20 protein-coding genes and 1 tRNA gene are annotated in these 20,956 nt (G+C 62.6%); 5 read left to right on the plus strand and 16 right to left on the minus strand.

Annotation, left to right across the window (positions count from 1 at the left end; genetic code table 11):
• Nucleotides 1-21: 21 nt before the first annotated feature.
• Nucleotides 22-681 (minus strand): endonuclease III, encoded by a 660-nt coding sequence (gene nth / locus QME84_10600; GenBank protein MDI6874714.1) that lies wholly within the window; start codon nucleotides 679-681, stop codon nucleotides 22-24.
• A gap of 752 nt (nucleotides 682-1,433) precedes the next feature.
• Between nth and QME84_10605 the strand changes: the two genes are divergently transcribed.
• The gene (locus QME84_10605; protein ID MDI6874715.1) at nucleotides 1,434-2,024 is read left to right on the plus strand and encodes a TetR/AcrR family transcriptional regulator; all 591 of its coding nucleotides are present in this window, start codon (nucleotides 1,434-1,436) and stop codon (nucleotides 2,022-2,024) included.
• 141 nt (nucleotides 2,025-2,165) lie between these two features.
• On the opposite strand, the gene QME84_10610 is transcribed toward QME84_10605, so the two are convergent.
• The 4 genes from QME84_10610 to QME84_10625 form a co-directional block, all read right to left on the minus strand.
• Nucleotides 2,166-3,092, minus strand: coding sequence for a thiamine pyrophosphate-dependent enzyme (locus tag QME84_10610; protein ID MDI6874716.1), 927 nt, complete (start codon nucleotides 3,090-3,092; stop codon nucleotides 2,166-2,168).
• Between the two features lie 119 nt (nucleotides 3,093-3,211).
• On the minus strand, nucleotides 3,212-4,387 hold the full coding sequence (locus QME84_10615; protein MDI6874717.1) for a transketolase C-terminal domain-containing protein: 1,176 nt from the start codon (nucleotides 4,385-4,387) through the stop codon (nucleotides 3,212-3,214).
• 166 nt (nucleotides 4,388-4,553) lie between these two features.
• The gene (locus QME84_10620; protein ID MDI6874718.1) at nucleotides 4,554-4,826 is read right to left on the minus strand and encodes a 4Fe-4S binding protein; all 273 of its coding nucleotides are present in this window, start codon (nucleotides 4,824-4,826) and stop codon (nucleotides 4,554-4,556) included.
• Nucleotides 4,826-5,371: a pyruvate ferredoxin oxidoreductase subunit gamma gene (locus tag QME84_10625; GenBank protein ID MDI6874719.1), complete on the minus strand. Its 546-nt coding sequence runs from the start codon at nucleotides 5,369-5,371 to the stop codon at nucleotides 4,826-4,828. The genes QME84_10620 and QME84_10625 overlap by 1 nt, the downstream gene beginning before the upstream one ends.
• A gap of 380 nt (nucleotides 5,372-5,751) precedes the next feature.
• On the opposite strand from QME84_10625, the gene QME84_10630 reads away from it, so the two are divergent.
• Nucleotides 5,752-6,276, plus strand: coding sequence for a hypothetical protein (locus QME84_10630; GenBank protein ID MDI6874720.1), 525 nt, complete (start codon nucleotides 5,752-5,754; stop codon nucleotides 6,274-6,276).
• A gap of 104 nt (nucleotides 6,277-6,380) precedes the next feature.
• Here QME84_10630 and carB read toward each other — a convergent pair whose 3' ends face one another.
• A complete protein-coding gene (gene carB / locus QME84_10635) occupies nucleotides 6,381-9,650 on the minus strand; it encodes a carbamoyl-phosphate synthase large subunit (protein MDI6874721.1) in 3,270 nt (1,089 codons plus the stop codon).
• Nucleotides 9,643-10,791, minus strand: coding sequence for a glutamine-hydrolyzing carbamoyl-phosphate synthase small subunit (gene carA / locus QME84_10640; protein ID MDI6874722.1), 1,149 nt, complete (start codon nucleotides 10,789-10,791; stop codon nucleotides 9,643-9,645). Before carA ends, carB begins: the two co-directional genes overlap by 8 nt.
• 259 nt (nucleotides 10,792-11,050) lie before the next feature.
• Between carA and QME84_10645 the strand changes: the two genes are divergently transcribed.
• Complete coding sequence (locus QME84_10645) at nucleotides 11,051-11,623, plus strand: SCP2 sterol-binding domain-containing protein (GenBank protein ID MDI6874723.1); 573 nt, start codon at nucleotides 11,051-11,053, stop codon at nucleotides 11,621-11,623.
• A gap of 413 nt (nucleotides 11,624-12,036) precedes the next feature.
• On the opposite strand, the gene QME84_10650 is transcribed toward QME84_10645, so the two are convergent.
• The 8 genes from QME84_10650 to QME84_10685 form a co-directional block, all read right to left on the minus strand.
• Nucleotides 12,037-13,608, minus strand: a complete 1,572-nt coding sequence (locus QME84_10650; GenBank protein MDI6874724.1) for an FMN-binding glutamate synthase family protein — start codon at nucleotides 13,606-13,608, stop codon at nucleotides 12,037-12,039.
• A 393-nt stretch (nucleotides 13,609-14,001) separates the two neighbouring features.
• Nucleotides 14,002-14,823 carry a GAF and ANTAR domain-containing protein gene (locus QME84_10655; GenBank protein MDI6874725.1) on the minus strand — a complete coding sequence of 274 codons (822 nt, stop codon included), beginning with the start codon at nucleotides 14,821-14,823 and terminating at the stop codon, nucleotides 14,002-14,004.
• Nucleotides 14,807-15,352 carry a CDP-alcohol phosphatidyltransferase family protein gene (locus QME84_10660; GenBank protein MDI6874726.1) on the minus strand — a complete coding sequence of 182 codons (546 nt, stop codon included), beginning with the start codon at nucleotides 15,350-15,352 and terminating at the stop codon, nucleotides 14,807-14,809. The genes QME84_10655 and QME84_10660 overlap by 17 nt, the downstream gene beginning before the upstream one ends.
• A 218-nt stretch (nucleotides 15,353-15,570) precedes the next feature.
• The gene (locus tag QME84_10665) at nucleotides 15,571-16,011 is read right to left on the minus strand and encodes a hypothetical protein (GenBank protein ID MDI6874727.1); all 441 of its coding nucleotides are present in this window, start codon (nucleotides 16,009-16,011) and stop codon (nucleotides 15,571-15,573) included.
• 395 nt (nucleotides 16,012-16,406) lie between these two features.
• Nucleotides 16,407-16,982 (minus strand): archaemetzincin family Zn-dependent metalloprotease, encoded by a 576-nt coding sequence (locus QME84_10670; GenBank protein ID MDI6874728.1) that lies wholly within the window; start codon nucleotides 16,980-16,982, stop codon nucleotides 16,407-16,409.
• 347 nt (nucleotides 16,983-17,329) lie between these two features.
• On the minus strand, nucleotides 17,330-17,836 hold the full coding sequence (locus QME84_10675) for a CapA family protein (protein MDI6874729.1): 507 nt from the start codon (nucleotides 17,834-17,836) through the stop codon (nucleotides 17,330-17,332).
• Between the two features lie 57 nt (nucleotides 17,837-17,893).
• Entirely contained in the window at nucleotides 17,894-18,310 is a 417-nt protein-coding gene (locus QME84_10680; GenBank protein ID MDI6874730.1) for a hypothetical protein, read from the minus strand.
• Nucleotides 18,311-18,415: 105 nt separating this feature from the next.
• Nucleotides 18,416-18,550, minus strand: a complete 135-nt coding sequence (locus tag QME84_10685) for a hypothetical protein (protein MDI6874731.1) — start codon at nucleotides 18,548-18,550, stop codon at nucleotides 18,416-18,418.
• A gap of 421 nt (nucleotides 18,551-18,971) precedes the next feature.
• Here QME84_10685 and QME84_10690 point away from each other — a divergent pair.
• Together QME84_10690 and QME84_10695 are read left to right on the plus strand one after the other, a co-directional pair.
• A tRNA-Asn gene (locus QME84_10690) sits at nucleotides 18,972-19,047 on the plus strand.
• A 277-nt stretch (nucleotides 19,048-19,324) separates the two neighbouring features.
• Nucleotides 19,325-20,365: a DUF4236 domain-containing protein gene (locus QME84_10695; GenBank protein MDI6874732.1), complete on the plus strand. Its 1,041-nt coding sequence runs from the start codon at nucleotides 19,325-19,327 to the stop codon at nucleotides 20,363-20,365.
• Here the strand turns inward: QME84_10695 and QME84_10700 are convergent.
• Complete coding sequence (locus tag QME84_10700; GenBank protein ID MDI6874733.1) at nucleotides 20,360-20,773, minus strand: DUF1284 domain-containing protein; 414 nt, start codon at nucleotides 20,771-20,773, stop codon at nucleotides 20,360-20,362. The genes QME84_10695 and QME84_10700 overlap by 6 nt on opposite strands.
• Between the last annotated feature and the right edge of the window lie 183 nt (nucleotides 20,774-20,956).

Below are 20,956 nucleotides of genomic sequence, written 5' to 3' on the forward strand. Positions count from 1 at the left end.
GGCGACCGGACAATGAACATTTTACCCCACCCGCCCTCCTCGGCGTTCCGGGTAGGGGCACAGCTTGCGGAGGCAGCATTCTCCGCACCGGGGATTTCCGGCCCGGCAAACCCGCCTCCCGTGCTGGATGAGGTTCAGGTGTAACCGGTATTTCATCTCGTCCGGGACCAGGCGATCCATGAACTCGTGCGCCTGCTCGAAGCCCGACCTGTCAGGTATGATTCCCAGCCTCCTCCCCACCCGGAAGACGTGGGTGTCCACCGGGAAGTAGGGATGCCCGAGCTGGAAGAGGAGGAGCACGGCGGCCGTCTTGCGCCCCACGCCGGGAAGCCCCAGAAGATAATGGAGGGCCTCACCTGGCTCCCGCTCCGCCAGGGGGGCCAGGCAGTAGGAGCCGAAGTCCCGGCGCACAAGTTCCAGGAGCGTCTTTATCCGTTCCGCCTTGACTCGGGAGATGCCGCCGGGACGGATGGCCTCCTCGACCTCCTCCACGGGGGCGCGGGCGGCTTCATCCCAGGAAGGGAACCTTTCCTTAAGGCGCCGGAACGCCAGGTGGGAGTTGTTATCGCTGGTGTTCTGGGAGAGGAGGGTGTGGACGAGGCCGTCCAGGAGGTGGGGGAAACGAGGTGACCAGGGACGGTCGCCGTAGCACTGAAGGAGGAGCCGGTCGACGCGTTCCACGCGCCGGCGTAGCTCCGAGATCCTCTTTCCGGAAGTGGAGATCCGATTCGCAGTACCCTTCGAGCCCGCATCCGGTTTCGCCATATTCCATCCTTTCTCGCCGGCAGGTTCTCACCTTTGGATTCAACTGCCAACCTTCATTTTCTCCTTCTCCCCTCCCCGCACTCACAGGCAACGTCTCATCGCTCAGTTTAACCAAATCGCTTCCCTTCTTTCCCTCCCTCGCCGTCGGATTCCATCCCATTTCCACTGTTCCCCATCAACCCATTCTCAAAGGACGAGAATAGCGAGCCGCATCGCCATCACCCCTATCACCATCACTCCTGCATGTTTCCATGTCGCCCAGCCCACCGGGTTTCCATGGGATCCTCCGCGTCCCCAAAACCCATCCCATATAATGCCGCCCACGCTTTCTCCGGCAAGAAGCTGTCCACGCGCGGCGCTACCAAGCCTTATCATGTTCCCTTCTCGAATTCGCACCCCAGCCCTACGAGGATGACGTCCACGGAGCAAGGGCGCTCCATCGACGTACATAATCATTCATGATGCCGATTCGAATCCCGGAAACCATTTGCCTCCCCAACCCACCTGGCTAATGCAAGGACCACGGATTGTCATAACTGACACCTTTATTCAGGATGAAGCGAAATAGCTGAAGGTAAGGACATATATGCGATTTGACATCAATCTATTTAGCTGGGAAAATAGATAAAAATTGAAAACTTATTCGTGAACCGCGAGGAGGAGACGAGTTGCCCAGGAGAGACAAGAGAGCGGACATTGTCAGTGCCGGAATACGCGTGTTTTCCCGCAAGGGATTCAGCCGCTGCTCGGTCGAGGATATCCTCCAGGAGGCTCACGTGGCCCGGGCTACCTTCTACAGCTATTTCGACAGCAAGAAGGACCTCTTCGTGGAGCTGGTGGACGGAATCCTCAACACCATGGAGGAGATGGTCAAGCGGAATCTGGAGGAGATGCCCACCGACCTCCAGGAGCTCCAGGAGCGCACCAAGCGCACCATCCTGGACCTCTTCGAGTACTTCTCCCAGAACCTGGAGTTCGCCTCCATCTACATCCAGGAGGTCATGGGCATGAACCCGGAGATCGATGCCCGGGTGATAGAGTGGCAGCGGCGTATGGCCGAATTGATCGCCCAGCTCATCCAGCGCGGCATCGACCAGGGGTTGTTCCGCAAGGTGGATGCCTACGTGATAGGTAACCTCATCTCCGGAGCCACCCAGCATCTGGGGTTGAACATGTTCATGTTCAACCAGCGGCTGAACCCGGAGAAGACGGCCGAGGCCATAGCCGATTACCTCATCTACGGGCTGGCCGCCCGCTGAAGTCCAAGCGGGCAAGGCAGGTTCCAACCCGGCGGCTCATTCCGCTTGATTTCCGCCTTGCCGCTTGCTCCCCCGTTCTCCTCGTGGAAGGAACGACCTCCCGTCATCAGGAAAGAACGGCACACCTTGCTGCTCCTGCCTTCAGGAGTCGGGGGTCGCCGGGCCGAAGAGGCGCGCCGGGCCCGGCTCCAGGCGGGAGTTCTCCTCGGCGATGCGCCTGAGCTCCTCCAGCACCGCTTCTCCCCCCGGCCGGAAAAGGTGGGCGAAACGCTTCTGGGGACGCAGGTAATCCTCCACCGGCCGGATCTCCTTGGGCTTCTTCACCTTGGTGATCACCCCGTTCTCCACCTCGAAGAGGGGGAAGAGGTTGGTCTCCACCGCCAGGCGCGCCAGCTCCACGGTGAGCTCGGATTCGTAGCCCCAGCCCGGCACGCAGGGCACCAGTATGTGCAGGTACTTGGGACCCTCTATCTCCAGGGCCTTCTGCACCTTGCGCATGAGGTCGCGGGGCTCGGAAACGGTGGCCGTGGCCACGTAGGGGACCCCGTGGGCCACAGCGATCATGGGCATGTTCTTCTTTCTGGTGCGGTTCCCATAGGAAAGGCGTCCCGGGGGGCTGGTGGTAGTCCGCGCTCCCAGCGGGGTCAGGCCGCTACGCTGGTAGCCGGTGTTCATGTAACCCTCGTTGTCGTAGCAGACGTAGAGGATGTCGTGGCCGCGTTCGAACATTCCGCTTATGCAACCCATGCCGATGTCCGCCGTGCCCCCGTCTCCGGCCTGGGCGATGATCTTTACCCCCTCGTAGCGCCCCATGGCCTTAAGGGTGACCTCCATCCCGGCGGCCACGGCAGCGGCATTCTCGAAGAGGGAGTGTATCCAGGGAACCTCCCAGGAGGAGCGGGGGTATGTGGTGGTATAAACTTCCAGGCAACCGGTGGCGTTGGCCACGATGACCCTGGGGCCCGCCGCCTTGAGCACCAGGCGGGCGGCTATGGCCTGGCCACATCCCGCGCAACCGGTATGACCCGGTTCCATTAGGTTAATGATCCTGCCTTCCCCCTCACTCATTCCCAAGCTCCCCTAATCAAGTAATTTTCCATTAGTTTCCATAACTTCCCGGGGAACCTGCAGGAGGGCCATGCACTCCCCCGTTCCCGGTTACCCTCTCTACTCCGCATTCCGCGGCCCTATCGCCCCTCGTCCCCCCGCAGGAGTTCTTCCTTGAGGCCGCGGAATTCCACCCGGCAGGCGGGGTTGGTGAACAGGTCCCGGGCCACCTGCTTGATCTCCTCCACGGTGATGTCTCTTCCTCCCAGCCCCATGATGAAGCTGGAGATCTCCGGGGACTCCTCGCCGCAGAAGGCGGCGCGAATCTCCGAGCACAGGGTGCCTTCCAGTCCCAGGGAGATGTCCTTCTCGATGACTCCCACCACTCCTATCCCCTTGAGGGCGTCGTGGATGGCCTCCTTGGGAAAGGGGCGGAAGCAGCGCACCTTGAGTATGCCCACCTTCAAGCCTTCCCGGCGGAGCTCGTCCACCGCCTCGCGCATGGTGCCCAGGAGAGAACCCATGGATACCAGCACCAGGTCGGCGCCCTCCAGGTCGTATGTCTCTATGAGTCCGCCGTGATGGCGCCTGAAGGCCCGGGCGTAGTCATCGGCCACCCGCTGGATGACCGAGCGGGCCTCCATCATGTCCATGTGCACGTGGTAGCGGGTCTCCATGTAGGCGTCGGGCCCCACCATGGCCCCCATGGTGAAGGGGTCGTCGGGATCCAGGCGGTAGGCGGGTTTGTAGGGCGGCAGGAAGCGGTCCACTTCCTCCTGCTCCGGGATATCCACGGGTTCCATGGTGTGGGTAAGCACGTAACCGTCCATGCATACCATTACCGGTATCATCAGCTCCTCGGCGATGCGGAAGGCCTGGATATGGGTGTCCACCGCTTCCTGGTTGTCCTCCACGTAGAGCTGTATCCAGCCGGAATCGCGGATGGACACGGAGTCCTGCTGGTCGTTCCAGATGTTTATGGGGGCGGAGACGGCACGGTTGGCGCAGGTCATGACCACCGGCAGGCGCAGGCCGGCGATATTGAAGATGACCTCGGTCATCAGCAGCAGGCCCTGGGAGCTGGTGGCCGTGTAGGCACGCCCGCCGACGGCGCTTCCCCCCAGGACGATGGAGGCGGCGCCGAACTCGCTCTCGGCGAGGACGAATCCCGCGTCCAGGCGGCCATCGGCCACCATGCGGGAGAGTTCCTCCACGATGTGGGTCTGGGGGGTTATAGGGTAGGCGCAGACCAGGTGGGGGCGACACAGGCGCACCGCCTCGGCCACGGCCTTCGAACCCTCAAGAATGGCCCGCAAGGCTACCTCCCATCATTTACCAACTAAGGTCACGGTATTCCCGCATACATCCTCAGTCAAATCGAGGCACTGCGACTTTTCATGCGCCCTTTTTCATTCCTGGCCTGAACTTCCCGCCTTCCCCGGATCGAGGAACCTCGGCCCGGAATCCCTAGCTCCTCGTTGCTCAAGGTTCCTCGCACCCCGTCTCCAGCACCATGTCGATGTCGTTCACCGGACACTCGTGGGCGCAGATTCCGCACCCCTTGCAGTAGTCCAGGTTGACGTCGAACTTCTTCTTGTCCAGCTGGTAGACGGTGCCTTCCGGGCATCCCAGGAAGCACCGCTGGCAGCCTATGCAGTCCTGCTGCTTGTAGACCGGATGCTTGCCCCTCCAGGCCTTGGTCTTGTTCTCTAGGCTGGAGCCGGGCTTGACCCTCCTGCCCACGAACACGCGCATCAGCCGCACTCCCCTATCTGTTTACAAGCCTTGAGGGTGGCCAGGGCCTCCTTCTCCCCCAGCTCCCCGGGGAAGCGGAACTTTATGGCCTCGGTGACCGCCTCCAGCCTCACCAGGCCGGTGGCGCAGGCGAAGGCCCCCACCATGACCACGTTGATAATGGGGCGACCGATTACCTCCAGGGCCACCTTGAGGGCGGGTACCGTGTACACCTTGAAGCCCTCCCCTATGGGAAGCTCGTCCCCGGGGCGGGTGGTGTTCACCAGAACCGTTCCCCCTGGTTTCAGCCCCTCCAGGACGTCGGCGTTATAGATCAACCCCGCGTCCTGGACGATGAGGTAATCCGGGGCGTATACCTGTTGCCGGACCCGGATGGGGCGGTCGGCGATGCGCACGAAAGCCACCACCGGCGCCCCCTGCCGCTCCGCCCCGAAGAAGGGGAAGGCCTGGGCGTACTTGCCGTCGGCGAAGGCCGCCTCGGCCAGGAGCTCCGCCGCAGTGACGTTGCCCATGCCTCCCCGCCCGTGAATGCGTATCTCCTTCATCCTCTCCCCCGTCTTTATGTCCATAGGATTCCCCTGGGTGAGCGGGATTAAACGGTATCCCGCCCATATCACCAGGACACCCAGGTCTATACCGGACACACCCGTACTTCCAATCCCGCGGCAGCGGAAAGGTATTCCCGATCCCCAATGGAAACCAGGTCCAGCAACGAAACCCCGCACGGTGCGCTTTCCCGGGTTTTGCCCGTGGAGACATCGGGGGAGGCGGACCTGGGCCAACCCGGCGGAAACCACGGGGGCGGCAACGGGGAATGGCTGGGAGCAGGGAAGAAGATACTCCCTGGCAGGTGTATAATAATCATGTAATGTGAGCCGGGAGGCAAAGTCGGGGGGCAAAACCACCAAAACTCCGGAGGTGGGTTTTGTTTCCTTCCAGGCTCCTGATAGCCCTGGTCATTCCCCTCGCCATCCTGGGGCTGGGCATCTGGTTCACCGCCTCCGCAGAGATAAACCGGGGCAGCGTCCGCGTGGCGGGAGTCCTGGTGGGCCAGCCCGACGTGGAGCTCACGGTTCAAGAATGCTACCTTAGCGAGGGAGGGAACGGGAGGGTTCTCACGGTTTCCATGGAAGCCCACAACCGGGGTAATTCAGACGTAAACATGGACCCCCGCTCCTTCCACCTGGTTCTAACCCAGGTCGAGGACCCCCTCGGAAACAGGTTCCCGCCGAGAACCTTCACCCCGATGCGTTGCCAGTCCTCCTGCAACCGGGCTCCGAACAGCCTCGCCCTCATCCCTGCGGATGCCCGGCGTTCATATACCCTGACCTTCTGGGCCAACAACCTTCCCCGGGGGGAGGAATGGAACGAATACTACCTGAGCCTGGAGTACTACGACCCATCCTCCGCCCTCCTCCTGAGCAAGCTCCTGAGACCCGAAGAGAGATAAAGGGGTCAGGTCTTGAATTTTGGATTCGGGGTTAACCCCTTACCCTTTCCCGGCTGCATGACCGGTGGTCCCTCATCCCGATATACCCCCTAGGGTATCAAAATTCAAGGCCTGACCCCGTGCCAGTCCTGGAGGGGTTTTACGTCCATGCCCCGTTCCAGCAGCGACTCCATCCCGTGTAAAGCAGCTCGCGCAGCGCTCATGGTGGTGATCAAAGGGATGTTGTAGAGCACGGCGTAGCTGCGGATGGACCACTGGTCGGAGCGCGGCCTCTTTCCCGAGGGGGTGTTGATGATCAGCTGTATCTGGCGGTTCTTCATATAGTCCACCACGTGGGGACGTCCTTCGTGCATCTTGTTGACTACCTCCACAGGGATGCCGTTGCGGCGGAGCACCTCTGCCGTCCCCCTGGTGGCCAGGATATTGAAGCCCAGCTCGTGGAGGCGATGGGAGATGTGCACGATGTCGCGCTTGTCCGCGTCCTTGACGCTCACGAAGATGTTGCCCGACTTCGGCAGGAGGGAGCCGGCGGCGATCTGGCTCTTGGCGTAGGCCATCCCCAGGTCGCGGTCGATGCCCATCACCTCCCCGGTGGAGCGCATCTCCGGCCCCAGGATGGTGTCCACGCCGAAGAAGCGGTTGAAGGGGAGCACGGCCTCCTTGACCGCGATGTGCTCGATCTCCACCTCCCGGGTAATGCCCAGTTCCCGCAAGGTCTTTCCGATCATCAGCTTGGTGGCGATCTTGGCCCAGGGGACCCCGGTGGCCTTGGACACGTAGGGGACGGTGCGCGAGGCGCGGGGGTTGACCTCCAGCACGTAGAGCTTGTCGTCCTTCACCGCGTACTGCACGTTCATGAGCCCCACCACCTGCAGCTCACGGGCCAGGGCGTAGGTAGCCTCCTTTATCTCTTGGACCATGGCCTCCCCCAGGCTGAAGGGCGGGATGGCACAGGCGGAGTCCCCGGAGTGGATGCCCGCCTCCTCGATGTGCTCCATGACCCCGGCCACCACCACGTCCCGGCCGTCGGCCACGGCGTCCACGTCGATCTCCACCGCCTCCTCCAGGAACTTGTCGATGAGCACGGGGTGGTCCGGGGAGACGTCCGCCGCCTCCCGCATGAACTCCTCCAGCTCCCGGTCGTCATAGACGATCTCCATGCCCCGGCCCCCCAGGACGTAGGAGGGACGCACCACCACCGGGTAACCGATGCGGTGGGCCACCTCCAGGGCCTCCCCGAAGGACATGGCGGTCCCGTTCTCCGGCTGGCGCAGCCCCAGCTTGTGCAGGAGGGCCTTGAAGCGGTCCCGGTCCTCGGCGCGGTCGATGGAGTCGGGGCTGGTCCCGATAATGGGGGCGTTCTCGCGCATGAGGGGCACGGCCAGGTTGAGGGGGGTCTGGCCGCCGAACTGGACGATGATCCCCTGCGGCCTCTCCCGCTCCATGATCTCCAGCACGTCCTCCAGGGTGAGGGGCTCGAAGTAGAGGCGGTCGGAGGTGTCGTAGTCCGTGGACACCGTCTCCGGGTTGTTGTTGACCATGATGGACTCGTAGCCCTCCTCGCGCAAGGCGAAGGAGGCATGGACGCAGCAGTAGTCGAACTCGATGCCCTGCCCAATGCGGTTGGGACCCCCACCCAGGATCATCACCTTGGGCCTCCCGGAACCGGCGTGGGGACCGGCCAGGGGCTCCTCCTCCTTCTCGTAGGTGGAATAGTAATAGGGGGTGTAGGCCTCGAACTCCGCGGCGCAGGTGTCCACCAGCTTGTACACGGGACGGATGCCCGCGGAGCGTCGCCTGTTACGCACCTCCCCCTCCTCACAGTCCAGGAGGAAGGAGAGCTGCACGTCGGAGAAGCCCATCGACTTGGCCCGGAAAAGGTCCTCGTCGGTGAGGTCCGCCAGGCGGCGGCCGCGCAGGCGGTCCTCCTCCTCCACGATCTCCCTGATGTTCTCCAGGAACCAAGGGTCGATGCCGGAGAGCTCGTACATCTCCCTGGTAGACATTCCCAGCTGGAACCCGTAGCGCAGGTAGTAGAGGCGCTCAGCGTTGGGGGTGGAGAGCTTTTCCCGCACCACGGCCAGGGCCTCCTCCCGCTCCTCGGGGGTGTTCAGCTCGCGGGGCCGCATGAGCTCCTTGCGGTCGCTGCCCAGACCAAAGCGCCCGATCTCCAGGGAACGGATTCCCTTCTGCAGGGCCTCCTTGAAGGTGCGCCCGATGGCCATCACCTCCCCCACCGACTTCATGGAGATGCCCAGGGTGGGATCGGCGCCAGGGAACTTCTCGAAGGTGAAGCGGGGTATTTTCACCACGCAATAGTCGATGGTGGGCTCGAAGGAGGCCGGGGTCTCCCGGGTGATGTCGTTGGGAATTTCATCCAGGGTATAGCCCACGGCCAGCTTGGCGGCGATCTTGGCGATGGGGAAGCCGGTGGCCTTGGAGGCCAGGGCGCTGGAGCGGGAGACGCGGGGGTTCATCTCGATGACCACCATGCGCCCGTTCTCCGGGTTCACCGCGAACTGGATGTTGGACCCTCCCGTTTCCACCCCGATCTCCCGGATGATGGCGATGGCCGCGTCCCGCATGAGCTGGTACTCCCGGTCGGTGAGGGTTTGAGCGGGAGCCACGGTGATGGAGTCCCCGGTGTGAATGCCCATGGGGTCGAAGTTCTCGATGGAGCAGATGATGACCACGTTGTCCTTGAGGTCGCGCATGACTTCCAGCTCGTACTCCTTCCACCCCATCACTGACTCCTCGATGAGGACCTCGCTGATCATGGAGGCGTCCAGCCCGGCGGAGGCCACCCGCTCGAACTCCTCGGCGTTGAAGGCCACGCCCCCGCCGGTTCCTCCCAGGGTGAAGGCGGGACGGATGATGAGGGGGAAGCCCAGCTCCTCGGCCACCGCCCGCGCCTCCTCCATGGTATGGGCTAGCCCGGAGCGGGGCAGGTCCAGCCCAATGGAGGCCATGGCCTGGCGGAAGAGGTCCCGGTCCTCCGCCTTGCGGATGGCCTCGTAATTGGCCCCGATCATCTCCACCCCGAACTCCTCGAGCACCCCCATCTCCGCCACCTTGACCGCCGTGTTCAGGCCCGTCTGGCCACCCAGGGTGGGGAGGAGGGCATCGGGACGCTCCTTCTCGATGATGCGGGCCACCACCTCCGGGGTTATGGGCTCGATATAGGTGCGGTCCGCCATCTCGGGATCGGTCATGATGGTGGCCGGGTTGGAGTTCACCAGCACCACCTGGAAGCCCTCCTCCTTGAGGGCCTTGCAGGCCTGGGTCCCCGAGTAGTCGAACTCGCAGGCCTGGGAGATGATGATGGGCCCGGAGCCGATGATGAGTATCTTGTGGATGTCGGTGCGCCTAGGCATGGGCCTCACCCCGCCCGGCGCGCATGTCGCGGATGAAGTCCCCGAAGAGGTACACCGCGTCGTGGGGTCCCGGCGAGTCCTCGGGGTGGAACTGCACGGAGTAGGCCGGGTAACGGCGGTGGCGGAAGCCCTCCAGTGTCCCGTCGTTGAGGTTGATGAAGGTGGGCTCTACCTCGGAGTCGATACTCTCCAGGTCCACGCAGAAACCATGGTTCTGGGCGGTGATGAGGATGTTCCCCTTGCGCAGGTCCTTCACCGGCTGGTTAGCTCCCCGGTGCCCGAACTTGAGCTTGAAGGTGCGGCCGCCCAGGGCCAGCCCCAGGATCTGGTGTCCCAGGCAGATGCCGAAGATGGGCTTCACCCCGATGAGCTTGGCCACCTCGTCGATGAGGTAGGTGACCGCGGCCGGGTCTCCCGGTCCGTTGGAGAGGAAGATGCCGTCGGGTCCTGACTGTAAAATCTTGGAGGCGGTGGTATCCGCCGGGACCACCAGCACCTCGCACCCCAGGGCGGAGAGGATGCGCAGGATGTTGCGCTTTATCCCGCAGTCGTAGGCCACCACGCGCAGGGGCCGCTTTCCGGGACCGGGAACCTCCGGCATGACCCCTCTCCCCATGGGAGGGAGACTTTCTTCCTCCCACCGATAGGGCTCACCGCAGGTGACCTCCTTCACCAGGTCCCTCCCCACGTAAGGAGGAGCCTCCTCGAGGATGCGCTTCAGGTCCGAAAGCTCCGCGTCCTCGTTGCATACCACGCACATCATGGCCCCTATGGAGCGGATGTGCCGGGTGACGGCGCGGGTGTCCACGCCCTCCACGCCCACGATGCCGTGCTCCCTGAGGTAGTCGTCCAGGGAGCGAGTGGCCCGCCAGTTGGAAGGGTAACGGCAGCACTCCCGCACCACGAAGCCCTCCACCTGGGGACCGCAGGACTCCACGTCCTCCTCGTTCACCCCGTAATTACCGATGAGGGGGTAGGTCATGGTGACGATCTGGCCCTTGTAGGAGGGGTCGGTGAGGATCTCCTGGTACCCGGTCATGCTGGTGTTGAAAACCAACTCTCCCGTGCGCACCCCCCGTGCTCCGAAGGGTGTGCCGGTGAAGTATTTCCCGTCCTCGAGCAGGACTACAGCCTTTTCCATGTGAACCTATGAGCCTCCCGTTCGCGGTCTTCCGTCAATTATAGGGAAAGGCGATGACGAGAGGAAGGTAAGGGGTCATGATCCAGGAGTCCATACCATAAATTCAAAATTCAAGACCTGACCCCATTTTTGAATTTGACTCTATTAAGCTTTTAAGCTTGTAAACTCTGTGGTATACATACTAATGTGACTGTATCTTTCAAAATTGGATAAATGTCAGTGGTTCGGGCTGCGACCCGATAGAAGAAAGGGGGTAAGCATGACCATCGCCTACGGCACCGAGGAGTGGGAAAAGGCCTACCAGGAAGAAGTAACTAAGCGCATGGAGTCCGAGCCCAAGCCCTACATCTATTTCACGCCCGAATGGGTGGCCCTGTACGAAAAGGCCATCCAGGAGGACGCCACCTACAAGGAGCTGGCCAAGAACTGGGAGGGCAGCGTGGTCCTGCACGTGGAGAAGGCCCCCCAGTACGGACTGGACATCGATCTCTACATCTTCCTGGACCTCTGGCACGGCGAGTGCCGCAAGGCGCGCATCGTCCCTCCCGAGGTCGGGGAGGCTGGGGACTTCGTGATCACCGGCTCGGCGGACCGCTGGATGGAAGTCGGCCGTGGGCAGCTGGATCCGGTGAAGGGGATGATGCAGGGCAAGCTGCGCCTCAAGGGGGACCTGCCCACCATCGTGCGCTACGTGAAGGCGGCCGTTCGCCTCACGGAGATCAGCCAGATGGTGGGCGGCAAGTACCCCGACGAACTCACCCCCGAGGAGGTCGAGGGCCTGCGCGCCACGGTGAAGGACCTGGCGGGCCGTTTCCTGGGCGTCACCGTCTGAACGGAAACCGGGATAATTTCCCTCGGGGAGGATTTAGAAGGTCTGAGGTTTATACTTCAGGATCTCGACGTTATCGAGAACTATGGCGCAAAGCCCGCAGGGAAGGTTGAAGCAGGCTGAGGGTTATGCCGTTTCTTCCGGCGCAGGAAAAAGGGAATACCCAGTTACGCATAGTCATCAACAGATCGTGGGCTTGTCCCTGATGAGGTATAAATGACGTTGTTTATTCCTTATCCGGTTTGGAGGCGGGAGAGCCCGGATCGCTCTTTCCATCCTGCGGCCGCAGGTTCAAAAGACTGCAAGAAAGAAAGGGAGCCGGAAAAGCCGGCTCCCTTTGAAATGTCTAAGGCTTGGTCCGAACCTTTTCGGACTCGGATACCCTACCAGGTATCAAAATTCAAGACCTGACCCCTTTAGCCCAGGATCTTGTCCACCTCGTCCCGGTCCAGGTCCATGACGTAGGGGATGCCGGTTATCTCCGCGCACTCCTTGGTCAGAGAGGCCAGGTCGTCCCGGCTGAGGTGCTCCAGGGCGAACTTGCGCGCCCCGCACATCAACTGGCGGATTCCCTGGGCCAGGCGCTTGTAGTAGGAGTACACGCCGATGGCCGAGGTGGGGATGTCCTTGAAGCGGTCCCCGAAGCGCTCCTTGAGCTCGGGGGCGGCGACGAAGATCTCCTCCACGCTGTTCCCGTAGGCGGAGATGGCCTTGGGGAGGTTCTCCTCCTCGATGAGCTTGCCGATGGTCTTCCCCACCATGGCCGCGGCAATAGGGGAACGTGCCATGCCCACCAGCTTGAAGTAGGGAGCGCCCATGGCCAGGGCCTTGACGATGTGGTCCTCGAGGGTGATGCCGCCGGCGATGGCGATGTCCGGCACGTACTCGCCCCTGTCCGCCAGCCGCTTGGCGTACTCGTAGGTCATGGCCGCCAGGTGGATGGTGGGCACGCCCCACTCGTTCATCATCCGCCAGGGGCTCATGCCCGTCCCGCCGCCGGCGCCGTCCACGGTGAGCATGTCGATCTTGGCGATGGAGGAGTACTTGATGGCCCGCGCCAGGTCCGCCGGACGGTAGGCCCCAGTCTTGAGGAAGACGTACTTGGCCCCCGCGTCGCGCAGCTCCTGCACCCGCTTGACGAAGCTCTCCTCGTCCACGAAGCCGATGCGGGAGTGGCGCTCGAACTCGTTGAAAGTCTTGTAGAAACTTTCCTTAACCGAGGGGTCCTCAGGGTCGGGGAGGACGATGTAGCCCCTCTTCTTGAGCATCTGGGCCTTCTCCAGGGAGCGTATCTTCACCTCGCCGCCGATATCCTTGGCCCCCTGGCCCCACTTGAGCTCCACCACTTCCACGCCCAGCTTGTCGATGGCGTACTCCAGGACCCCCAGGCGGGTGTCCTCTACGTTGGACTGCACCACGATGGCTCCGTAACCTTCGTACCAGTCCTGGAAGAGCTTCACCCTCCGGGTCAAGTCGGGGGAATCCACCACGCGGCCGTTCTCGATGACCGCGTTCTCGTCCATCCCGCATACGTTCTCCCCGATGGTCAGGATGGTCCCGGAGATGGCGGAGCCGATGGCCAGGCCCTCCCAGTTGTTCTTGGCCACGTCGGTGGAGCCCAGGCCGGGGATGACGAAGGGCAGGCGGAGCTTGATGCCCTTGTCCCTCCCCACCGCCGTCTCCAAGTTGACGTTGGGGAAGGTGGCCACGTCGGGGTCGGGCTCCACGCCCACCGCTCCCACCGCGGTGCCCATGATGTTGAGGTGGGAGAAATCCACGGGGTAATCCTTCTGGGAGGCCGAGGTGCTGCCGCCGAAGGGCTTGGGGTAAAGGACCTCCGGACCCCGATAGGCGGAAGTCCCGATCTCGCACAGTCCGGTGCAGCCCTCCACGCAGGTCACGCACATGCCACTGAAGGGACAGTAATCCCTGCCGGTGCGCAGCCTGGTGAGGGTGGCCTCGCTGGAGTTGGGCTTGCTGAAACTCATACGCTCCTACCTCCTTCTCATTTCCTTTATTTTCCATATAGAAAACGTCCGACCCCTTCGAGTCGGACGTCGACGTCCAGGGAAGGCACCCCTTCGTGCCCGGTCACAGGGAAAATATATGCACCACATCCACCTATGTCAACCCAGCGAGTTGACTCATAATGACAGAAAAGGTAAGGCAGGCAATTGACAGGCGCTTTCATGGAAGATTTTAATTTGGCGCAACGGCCCAGTCTGCCGGTTTCAACCCCTATGGTGCGCCCCCTGGAACATCCTTGTCCCAGCCGTACACGATGCGCGGGATGAGCAGCGAGCCTCCCCCGGTTTGATGGATCTCCTGGAATGCAGAAGTTGCGGTGCGCTCTGTGGCATATCCAGCCGATATTTATCCCCTCATCCTTCCCCCACATCGGCCAGGATAATGGCCTCGGCTATCTCGCGCATGGACCTGCGTGTGTCCATGGACTTCTTCCGCATGCGCCGGTAGGCCTCCTCCCCGTCGATGCCCAGGTTGCGCATAAGGATGTCCTTGGCCCGCTCCACCATCTTGCGCGTCTCCAGCTCCTCCTGGATGATGCGCGTCCTCACCAGGAGCTCGGTGTTCTCGATGGCCACCGCCGCCTGGTTGGCCACCGCGGTCAGGAGCTTGACGTCCTCCGGGGTGAACTCCCGCGGTTCTGAGGTGTAGCAGTTGAGTACCCCGATGACCCTGCCCTTCACGCACATGGGCACAGAGAGCAGGGAGCAGAGCCCCTCCTTTTCAGCCACCCTCTTGTTGGCGTAACGGGGATCCTTCTTCACGTCCCGGACCTGGATGGGCCTATTCTCCGCGGCCACCATCCCGGCGATGCCCTCCCCCAGCCGTATGGGGGGCTTGTTCAAGTACTCCTCGCTCACCGACTGGGTGGCCCGGATCTCCAGGGTGCCCTCCTTCTCGTTCAGGAGCAGGAGGGAACAAATGTTGGAGTTCATGACCTCGGCGGTGACCATAACGATGAGCTTGAGGATGTCCTCCAGGTAGAGGTCGGAGACGATGGCCCGGCTGACCTCCTCCAGAGCTTCTATCTGCCTCCGTAGCTGGCCATCGGAAGTGGGATCGGGTGCGGGATCTGCCGCGTCCCTCAAGCCAAGCTCGCCGGTGAGCGTGGTTCCCTGCCGGGCGCCTCCCGGATCCGCCTCCATTTCCGCCTCCAGTTCCCTATCCCTCCTCGACATCCTGGATGAACTCCCCTATCTCGTCCATGAAACGATCCCAGTTGAGGGCCAGGGCCAGCGCTATCCACCCCATGAATACCCACCCCCATACCGGGGCGTGCAGGAAAGAGAAGATGATGGGCATGGCGGCGATGGGAGCCGCCTGGGCCATGATTGCCGACTTCTTGGTCCATACGATGGCCGTGGTTCCGGCGTAGAGCATGTAACAGAAGAAGGGCCAGAAGGGGACGAACCCCGCGGTGATGAAAAAGAGCAGGCCGGAATAGACCATGAACATGTCGGTGGCGAAGTCCAGGTCTCCGATCCGGGTGCGGCGCCCCTGGGGGTCGAGGCGGGCCATCTTGCCGTCGATGACGTCCGTGGTCCAGCCCAGGAGGGTCAGGCACACCACCAGGGGAAGCAGGGAGGGCTCGGCGAAGAGGGCGCAGAGGAAGATGAGCAGGGCCAGGAAGAAACGGACGCCGGTCAAGAGATCGGCGATGACCTTGGCGTTCTCCACCGCCCACTCGCGGAGGCCACTTTCTCTCATGGGGAAAATTTTACAATAAACGGATCCGCACCGCTAACAACGGCCTGGGTAACCGATTGGAAAGCCAAGTGGAGGCGGGGAGAAAGCCGGGTTTCCCCTGCTGGAATCCCTGATTCGATAAAGCGGTCGTTGAATATGCCCACCCGGATCGGCCGGATACGGGCCAAGCTTTTTGCAGGGGAAACCTCCACCCTTTTCCGGCCGGACCAAGAGCGTGCTCAGGCGTTCCTTTGGCTGAAGCAGAGTGGCCTCTCCAGGCGCCGAGTCCTCTGCTCGTCGCGCAGGGTCCGGGTGAGGACGTCCCCGGCGGAGCGCTCCTTCTTCACCAGGACGGCGCGGGCGCAGATGCCGATGGGGGTCTCCTGCCTGATGTTGTAGGTTATCATGTCCTCCCAGCCCTCCCGGTCCGCCCCCAGCTCCTCGTAGACCTCTTCCAGGATGGAGATGAGGCGGGGGATGAGGGGGCGGAACTTCTCCTCAAAGTACCGGGCCTGGGCCTCGTTGAAGGAGCACAGCGGCGTGTCCAGGAAGGTTAAAACGGAGGGCGGTATGCTCACACCCATCTTCTGGCACTTGGCCGCCAGCTTGCGGGTGAAGAAACTGGTCCTCGGGCCACGATCTACTTTCCCTCCTCCGCCGAAAAGCTCGTAAGGCTCCATTCCCTATGCCTCCCGTCTTACCCCGATAATCGGCACGCCGGTACCGGGATCGAATGGTAAATGTCTGCCCTTCCGGCTCGCGTGCCCTCTCCCCACCGGGCTCGTCCGCGGGCGAGCCCGGACAGGATGGTGACATGACTTTTAATTTTTCGGATGAATGCAGACAAACCTTTAGCCATCGTACGTTTTCTTTTTTACCTCCCAGGAGGGGATATCTCCGCGTTTTACCTCCCGGGGGATCTCCGGTGGCTTGGGGATATGCGGCCGGGCGAGAGGCCTTGTTTTCGAAGGTCGGCAAGACATGACGCAGGGATCCGGGGGCAAACGCTGGACGGTAAAGCCTGCCCGCGAGTCAAATGGAGCGGACTTCTACTCCTTCCTTTCCGGCCTGACCCTCACATTTGCCAGAGCTTACGGTCCAGCAACTCCCGGCAGCGGGGGCAGAATCCCCGGCCCTTGCGGTCGGTGTCGGCCAGGGAGTTGGAGAAACGCATCACGCAGCGCGGGTCCGGGCAGTGCTCCAGCCCGAAGGTGTGGCCCAGCTCGTGCACCGCCTCCTTCACCGTGCGGCCCTGGAAAAGGGTCTCATCCGGCGGCAAGCCGTAGAAGGAGGGGCGCAGCCGGGCCAGGGAGATGACGCACATCCTCCCGCCCATGAGGGCCTGGCCGAAGACGAAGTTCAGCCCCGGCGCGAAGAGGTCCACGTCCGCGATGCCCAGGATACGGAGGTATTCCCCGGGCGGGACGGCGGCCAGGGACTGGAGGAGGGCGGGCGCCAGGTACTGTCTCCTGCCCGCCCGGTAGGCGCCCCGCGGCAGGGGCAGAGAAGGTCCCCAAGCGGCCTCCACCCCCAATATCTCCTGGAGCGACCGCGGAAGGAAGGCCAGCTCCCCTTGGACGACGTTGCCGATGGGAATGAGGCCGATGCTTCCCTCCCGTCTCTCCGGATCCGAGTTCAGCCTTCCATACATATACTCCCCGACCTCAGCGGATGAAGAACCGTTCGCGTGGTTCCGCCCCCCCTTTACACCCATGCTTCCCGCATACCAGGCACGGTTGTCCACCGGGGATGAAAACCCGGTCGCGGGGCTCCGACCTTCTTCTCATCATTCCGGGCGGCCGCCCTGCCTCTCCCGGTCAAACCCGGCGCACGGCTCCGGGGCATTCCGCGTGATGCGACCTGCCATCCCCCCGGCCTTTTCCGGCGGTAACCCGACCGCGAGGGGCCCCCGAAGGCCGCCCGCAAGGCTATATTACCTCGGAGGCTTCGCAGGAGATACCAAACCCTCCCTCGTATGCCCTTCGCGACCCGGCGACCTCAGAGGTCGGAGATGGAGAGCAGGGGATCGACGATGCTCCGGGCGCTCCCCTGCTCCAGGACCACCGGTCGGCAGTAATCCTGTATCAGGTAGGGCAGGAGCTCTATCTCCACCAGTTCGCTCCCCATGAGCCGGCAGCGCAGGATGATTCCCTGACGGGTGTAGTCGGCGAACATCTGGTCGAAGACGAAGTTTCCCAGGCTGTAGGCGATGAAGCTCCCCTTGTACCACTCCAGGGACTGGATGCAGTGCGGATGGGTGCCGATGACCAGGTCCGCCCCCGCGTCGCAGGCGGCGTGGGCTACCTTCCGCATGGAGGGATTGGGCAACTTCTTATATTCCTCGCTCCAGTGAAAGCCGACCACCACGAACCCGCCTTCTTGCTTGGCTTTGCGGACCGCCTCCTGCATCCTGGCCAGGTCCTCGGGGTCGTCCTTCGCGTAGGGCCACATGTCGAACCAGGCCACCCCGGGCCTCTGGGGAGTGGCGTTGATGCTCCCGGCGATGGCGTTGTAGGCGAGGAAGGTGAATCTGGTGCCCTTGACCTCCAGGGTGAGGGGACTTTAAGCCTCGTCGGCGTCGCGCCCCCCACCCACGTAGGCGATGCCGTTCTCGGCCATCCTCATGGCTACCTTCCGGCCGGGTATGATGTCCCCCACCGCGTTGAAGGTTATCTCCGGGTAAAGGCGGGTCAGCCCCTCCGCGAGCCAGGAGGCCAGGGCTTCCAGACGCGGGTCATCGTCCTCGCTGCATAACCAGACGCTCTTTCCGGGGCCCAGGGTAATTTCCCTGCCGGCCGCCCTGAGCTTGAGGGGCGGCACGTGGAGCAGTTCCCTCCGGTGCGGCTTGAAGATGAGCAGGGGATTCGTGGTCACCACCGCGGAAGCCTCCTCACCGATCAACTGGACCGAATCCTCCGGGTGCGCGCCTGCATAACTTCGGAGGAGGGGAAGGACCTCCAGCGCCAGCTCCTCGTCCACGCCGACCTCCTGGGCTGGGAGGGGCTGAGGCTGGGATGCGGCCTCCTTTTCCCGGTGGATGACCAGGAAGATGAAGAGGAGGGAAAGAAAGGCCGTGATGAGCAGTCACAGGAGCAACGACTCCAGCACGAGCAAGCGCCGTCGCCTGCGCTGTTGCAGCCGAAGCGTGCGGCGTATCTCAACGCTGGAGGAAGCGTCAATGCCCTCGCGGCGCCGCGCGCCCTTTTCCGGATTACTCAAGCGCTTCACATCCACCCCCGTCCTGGAAAGGAGCCTCCAACTACCGAATCAACGGCTCCTTCGAATCGTTCTTTCGGCGAACGTAAAGGCCTCCCGCGTGCCCGGCCTTTACGCTAAGCCCTTAGCCCCATCCGTCCAGCCGATTCTACCATAGTCTACCATAGATTTCACGGCCCGCCGGCCCAAGACCTTGGAGTCCACGCGAAGAATGGGCGGGCCCGGGAAAGCCGCCTTGTGCCCGTGGCACAATCCTCGGTAATTCCCAAGATGGGATGGAAAAGGAACGGGCGGGTTCGAGAAAACCGACTTGTGCCCAACCCCGTGCTATCTTGTGCCCAACCCCGTGCTATCATATAATTTGAAGCCGTGCGCCGAGCAACGCCGGCGTGAGGGCGGACCTAGACGTCCGCCGCAGATACATTCCCCGGTAGCTCAACAGGTAGAGCGGGTGGCTGTTAACCACTAGGTTGGGGGTTCGAGTCCCTCCCGGGGAGCCAGACGTAAATCCGCCAAAGAGCGCGGTTTGAAGTAAGGAAGGTCCCCAGTGGGATGGCCCCATAAGGGGCCTTTTCGTTTGACCAGAACATTACGTAACCGGTTTCAAACCTTGCTTGAATCGAAATTTGATGCCTTCCCGGGCGAGATTGTCACTCCTTAGATATAAAATTTCCTCGGGACCCTGGAAGGTCTTAATGGATTATACATTACATATGGCATTTCCACTGGTAAAGAACACCAGCCTCGAATTCGAGTGGTGGCGAAGGGAGGTGGATCATGGCTTTCCGCTTCTGGAGACGAATCAGGATCGCACCGGGCGTGACCCTGAACCTGAGCAAGTCGGGTGGGTCCCTCTCCTTCGGGCCGCGGGGGGCCAAGTTCACCATCGGTACCAGGGGCAAGCGGGCCACGGTGGGCATCCCTGGAACAGGCCTTTTCTACACCACCACGCTTTCAACCAGGAGGTCAAGCGGAAAAAGGAGCACATACCACCCCACTCCGGCCGTCCCCACGGTCCGCCCGGAAGACCGACTGACCCTGGGTTTCTTCAAGCGGCTCGTCACCCCGGACGACGAAGAAGCCCTGGTGGACGGGTGCCGGGAACTGGTCCGCGGCGACGAAGATAAGGCCCTGGAATACCTCGAGAAGGCAGTACACCTGGCCGACGGCGCGTGTCTCGCCGGCTTCCTGTCCCTCCAGAAGGGTCGGTTGGAAGAAGCTGCCAACTACTTGACCCTGGCCGCCGAGAAGCACGGCCAGCTGGGTGGCTACCTCTCCAAGTACGGCATCTCCGCGCTCATGAGCTTTCCCATCACCGACGAGGTGACCGTTCATTTAGAACCTGATCTCAGGGGGGTTTTGCTGGGCCTGGTGGAGGTCTACCAGCGGCAGGAACGCTGGGAGGACGCGATCGCCTGCCTGGAGAGGCTGCGACAGCTCGAGCCCGACGACGTGGTGGTGAAGCTCTCCCTCGCGGAGCTCCTGCTCACCGCCCGCCCGGGGGACAGGGAAGCCTGTCGCAAGGTGGTGAGCCTGGCCGAGGGCATCGAGAACCAGACGCCCGTCCACACCGCGCTGCTCCTGTACAAGGCCAGGGCCCTGCGTGGGCTCGGGCTCCTGGACGCGGCGCAGGAGACCTTGACCAGCGCCCTGCGCCGGAAGAAGGACCGTTCCGAGGAGCTGCTCCGGGCGCTCAGGTACGAACGGGCCCTGGTCTACGAGGATCTTGGCCGGCACCGGCAAGCGCGAAGCGAGCTCGAGAAGCTCTACGCCGAGGACCCGGACTACGAGGACGTGGCGATGCGGCTGGGGCTATGACCTGGCGAACACGGAGCAGACGCTCTTCCACGGGCAGCGGTCGCGGCAGAAGTCCAGGGGCGCTTTCTCCTCCACCAGGGCCTGCAGGTCCCTGACGGTGAGTTTCTGGCCATAGGAGAGGCCCAGGCCGTCCAGCACGCGTTGGTCCCACTTCCTGACCTTTTCCTCGTCGCCCACCGGGTTCCGGCAGCGGCCGTCCGCGTAGTCCGGACAATACTCGCAGACCTGGTCAGGTCCCTCGTTGACCAGGACCACCGCCTCGCTCTCCGCCTCCGTGAGCAGCTTGAGCTCCTCCACCACCCGGGCGAATCCCTCCCCGCGCATGAGGAGCTCCAGGGGCAGGAAGCGGCTGCAGAATAGGTGATGGGGGCGCAGCCGCATAGTTTCCACCGCACCGGCACTTTCCATGTCCGATCCTCCCCCTCTTACGCCTGGCCTCCTACGATCTCGCCCATTATGTCAGGAATCCATCACGCCAAGCATTTTATTGCATGTGGATTCACGAGTCACCCATGCAGGGCCGTATAGGGGATACCCGGTAGCGTCAAGGATTTTGTGTCAGCCACCTAGCCTTCCTCCTCCCATCCCAGG

The organism is Actinomycetota bacterium (assembly GCA_030019255.1).
In the GTDB taxonomy this organism is placed as follows: Bacteria; Actinomycetota; Geothermincolia; order Geothermincolales; family RBG-13-55-18; genus Solincola_A.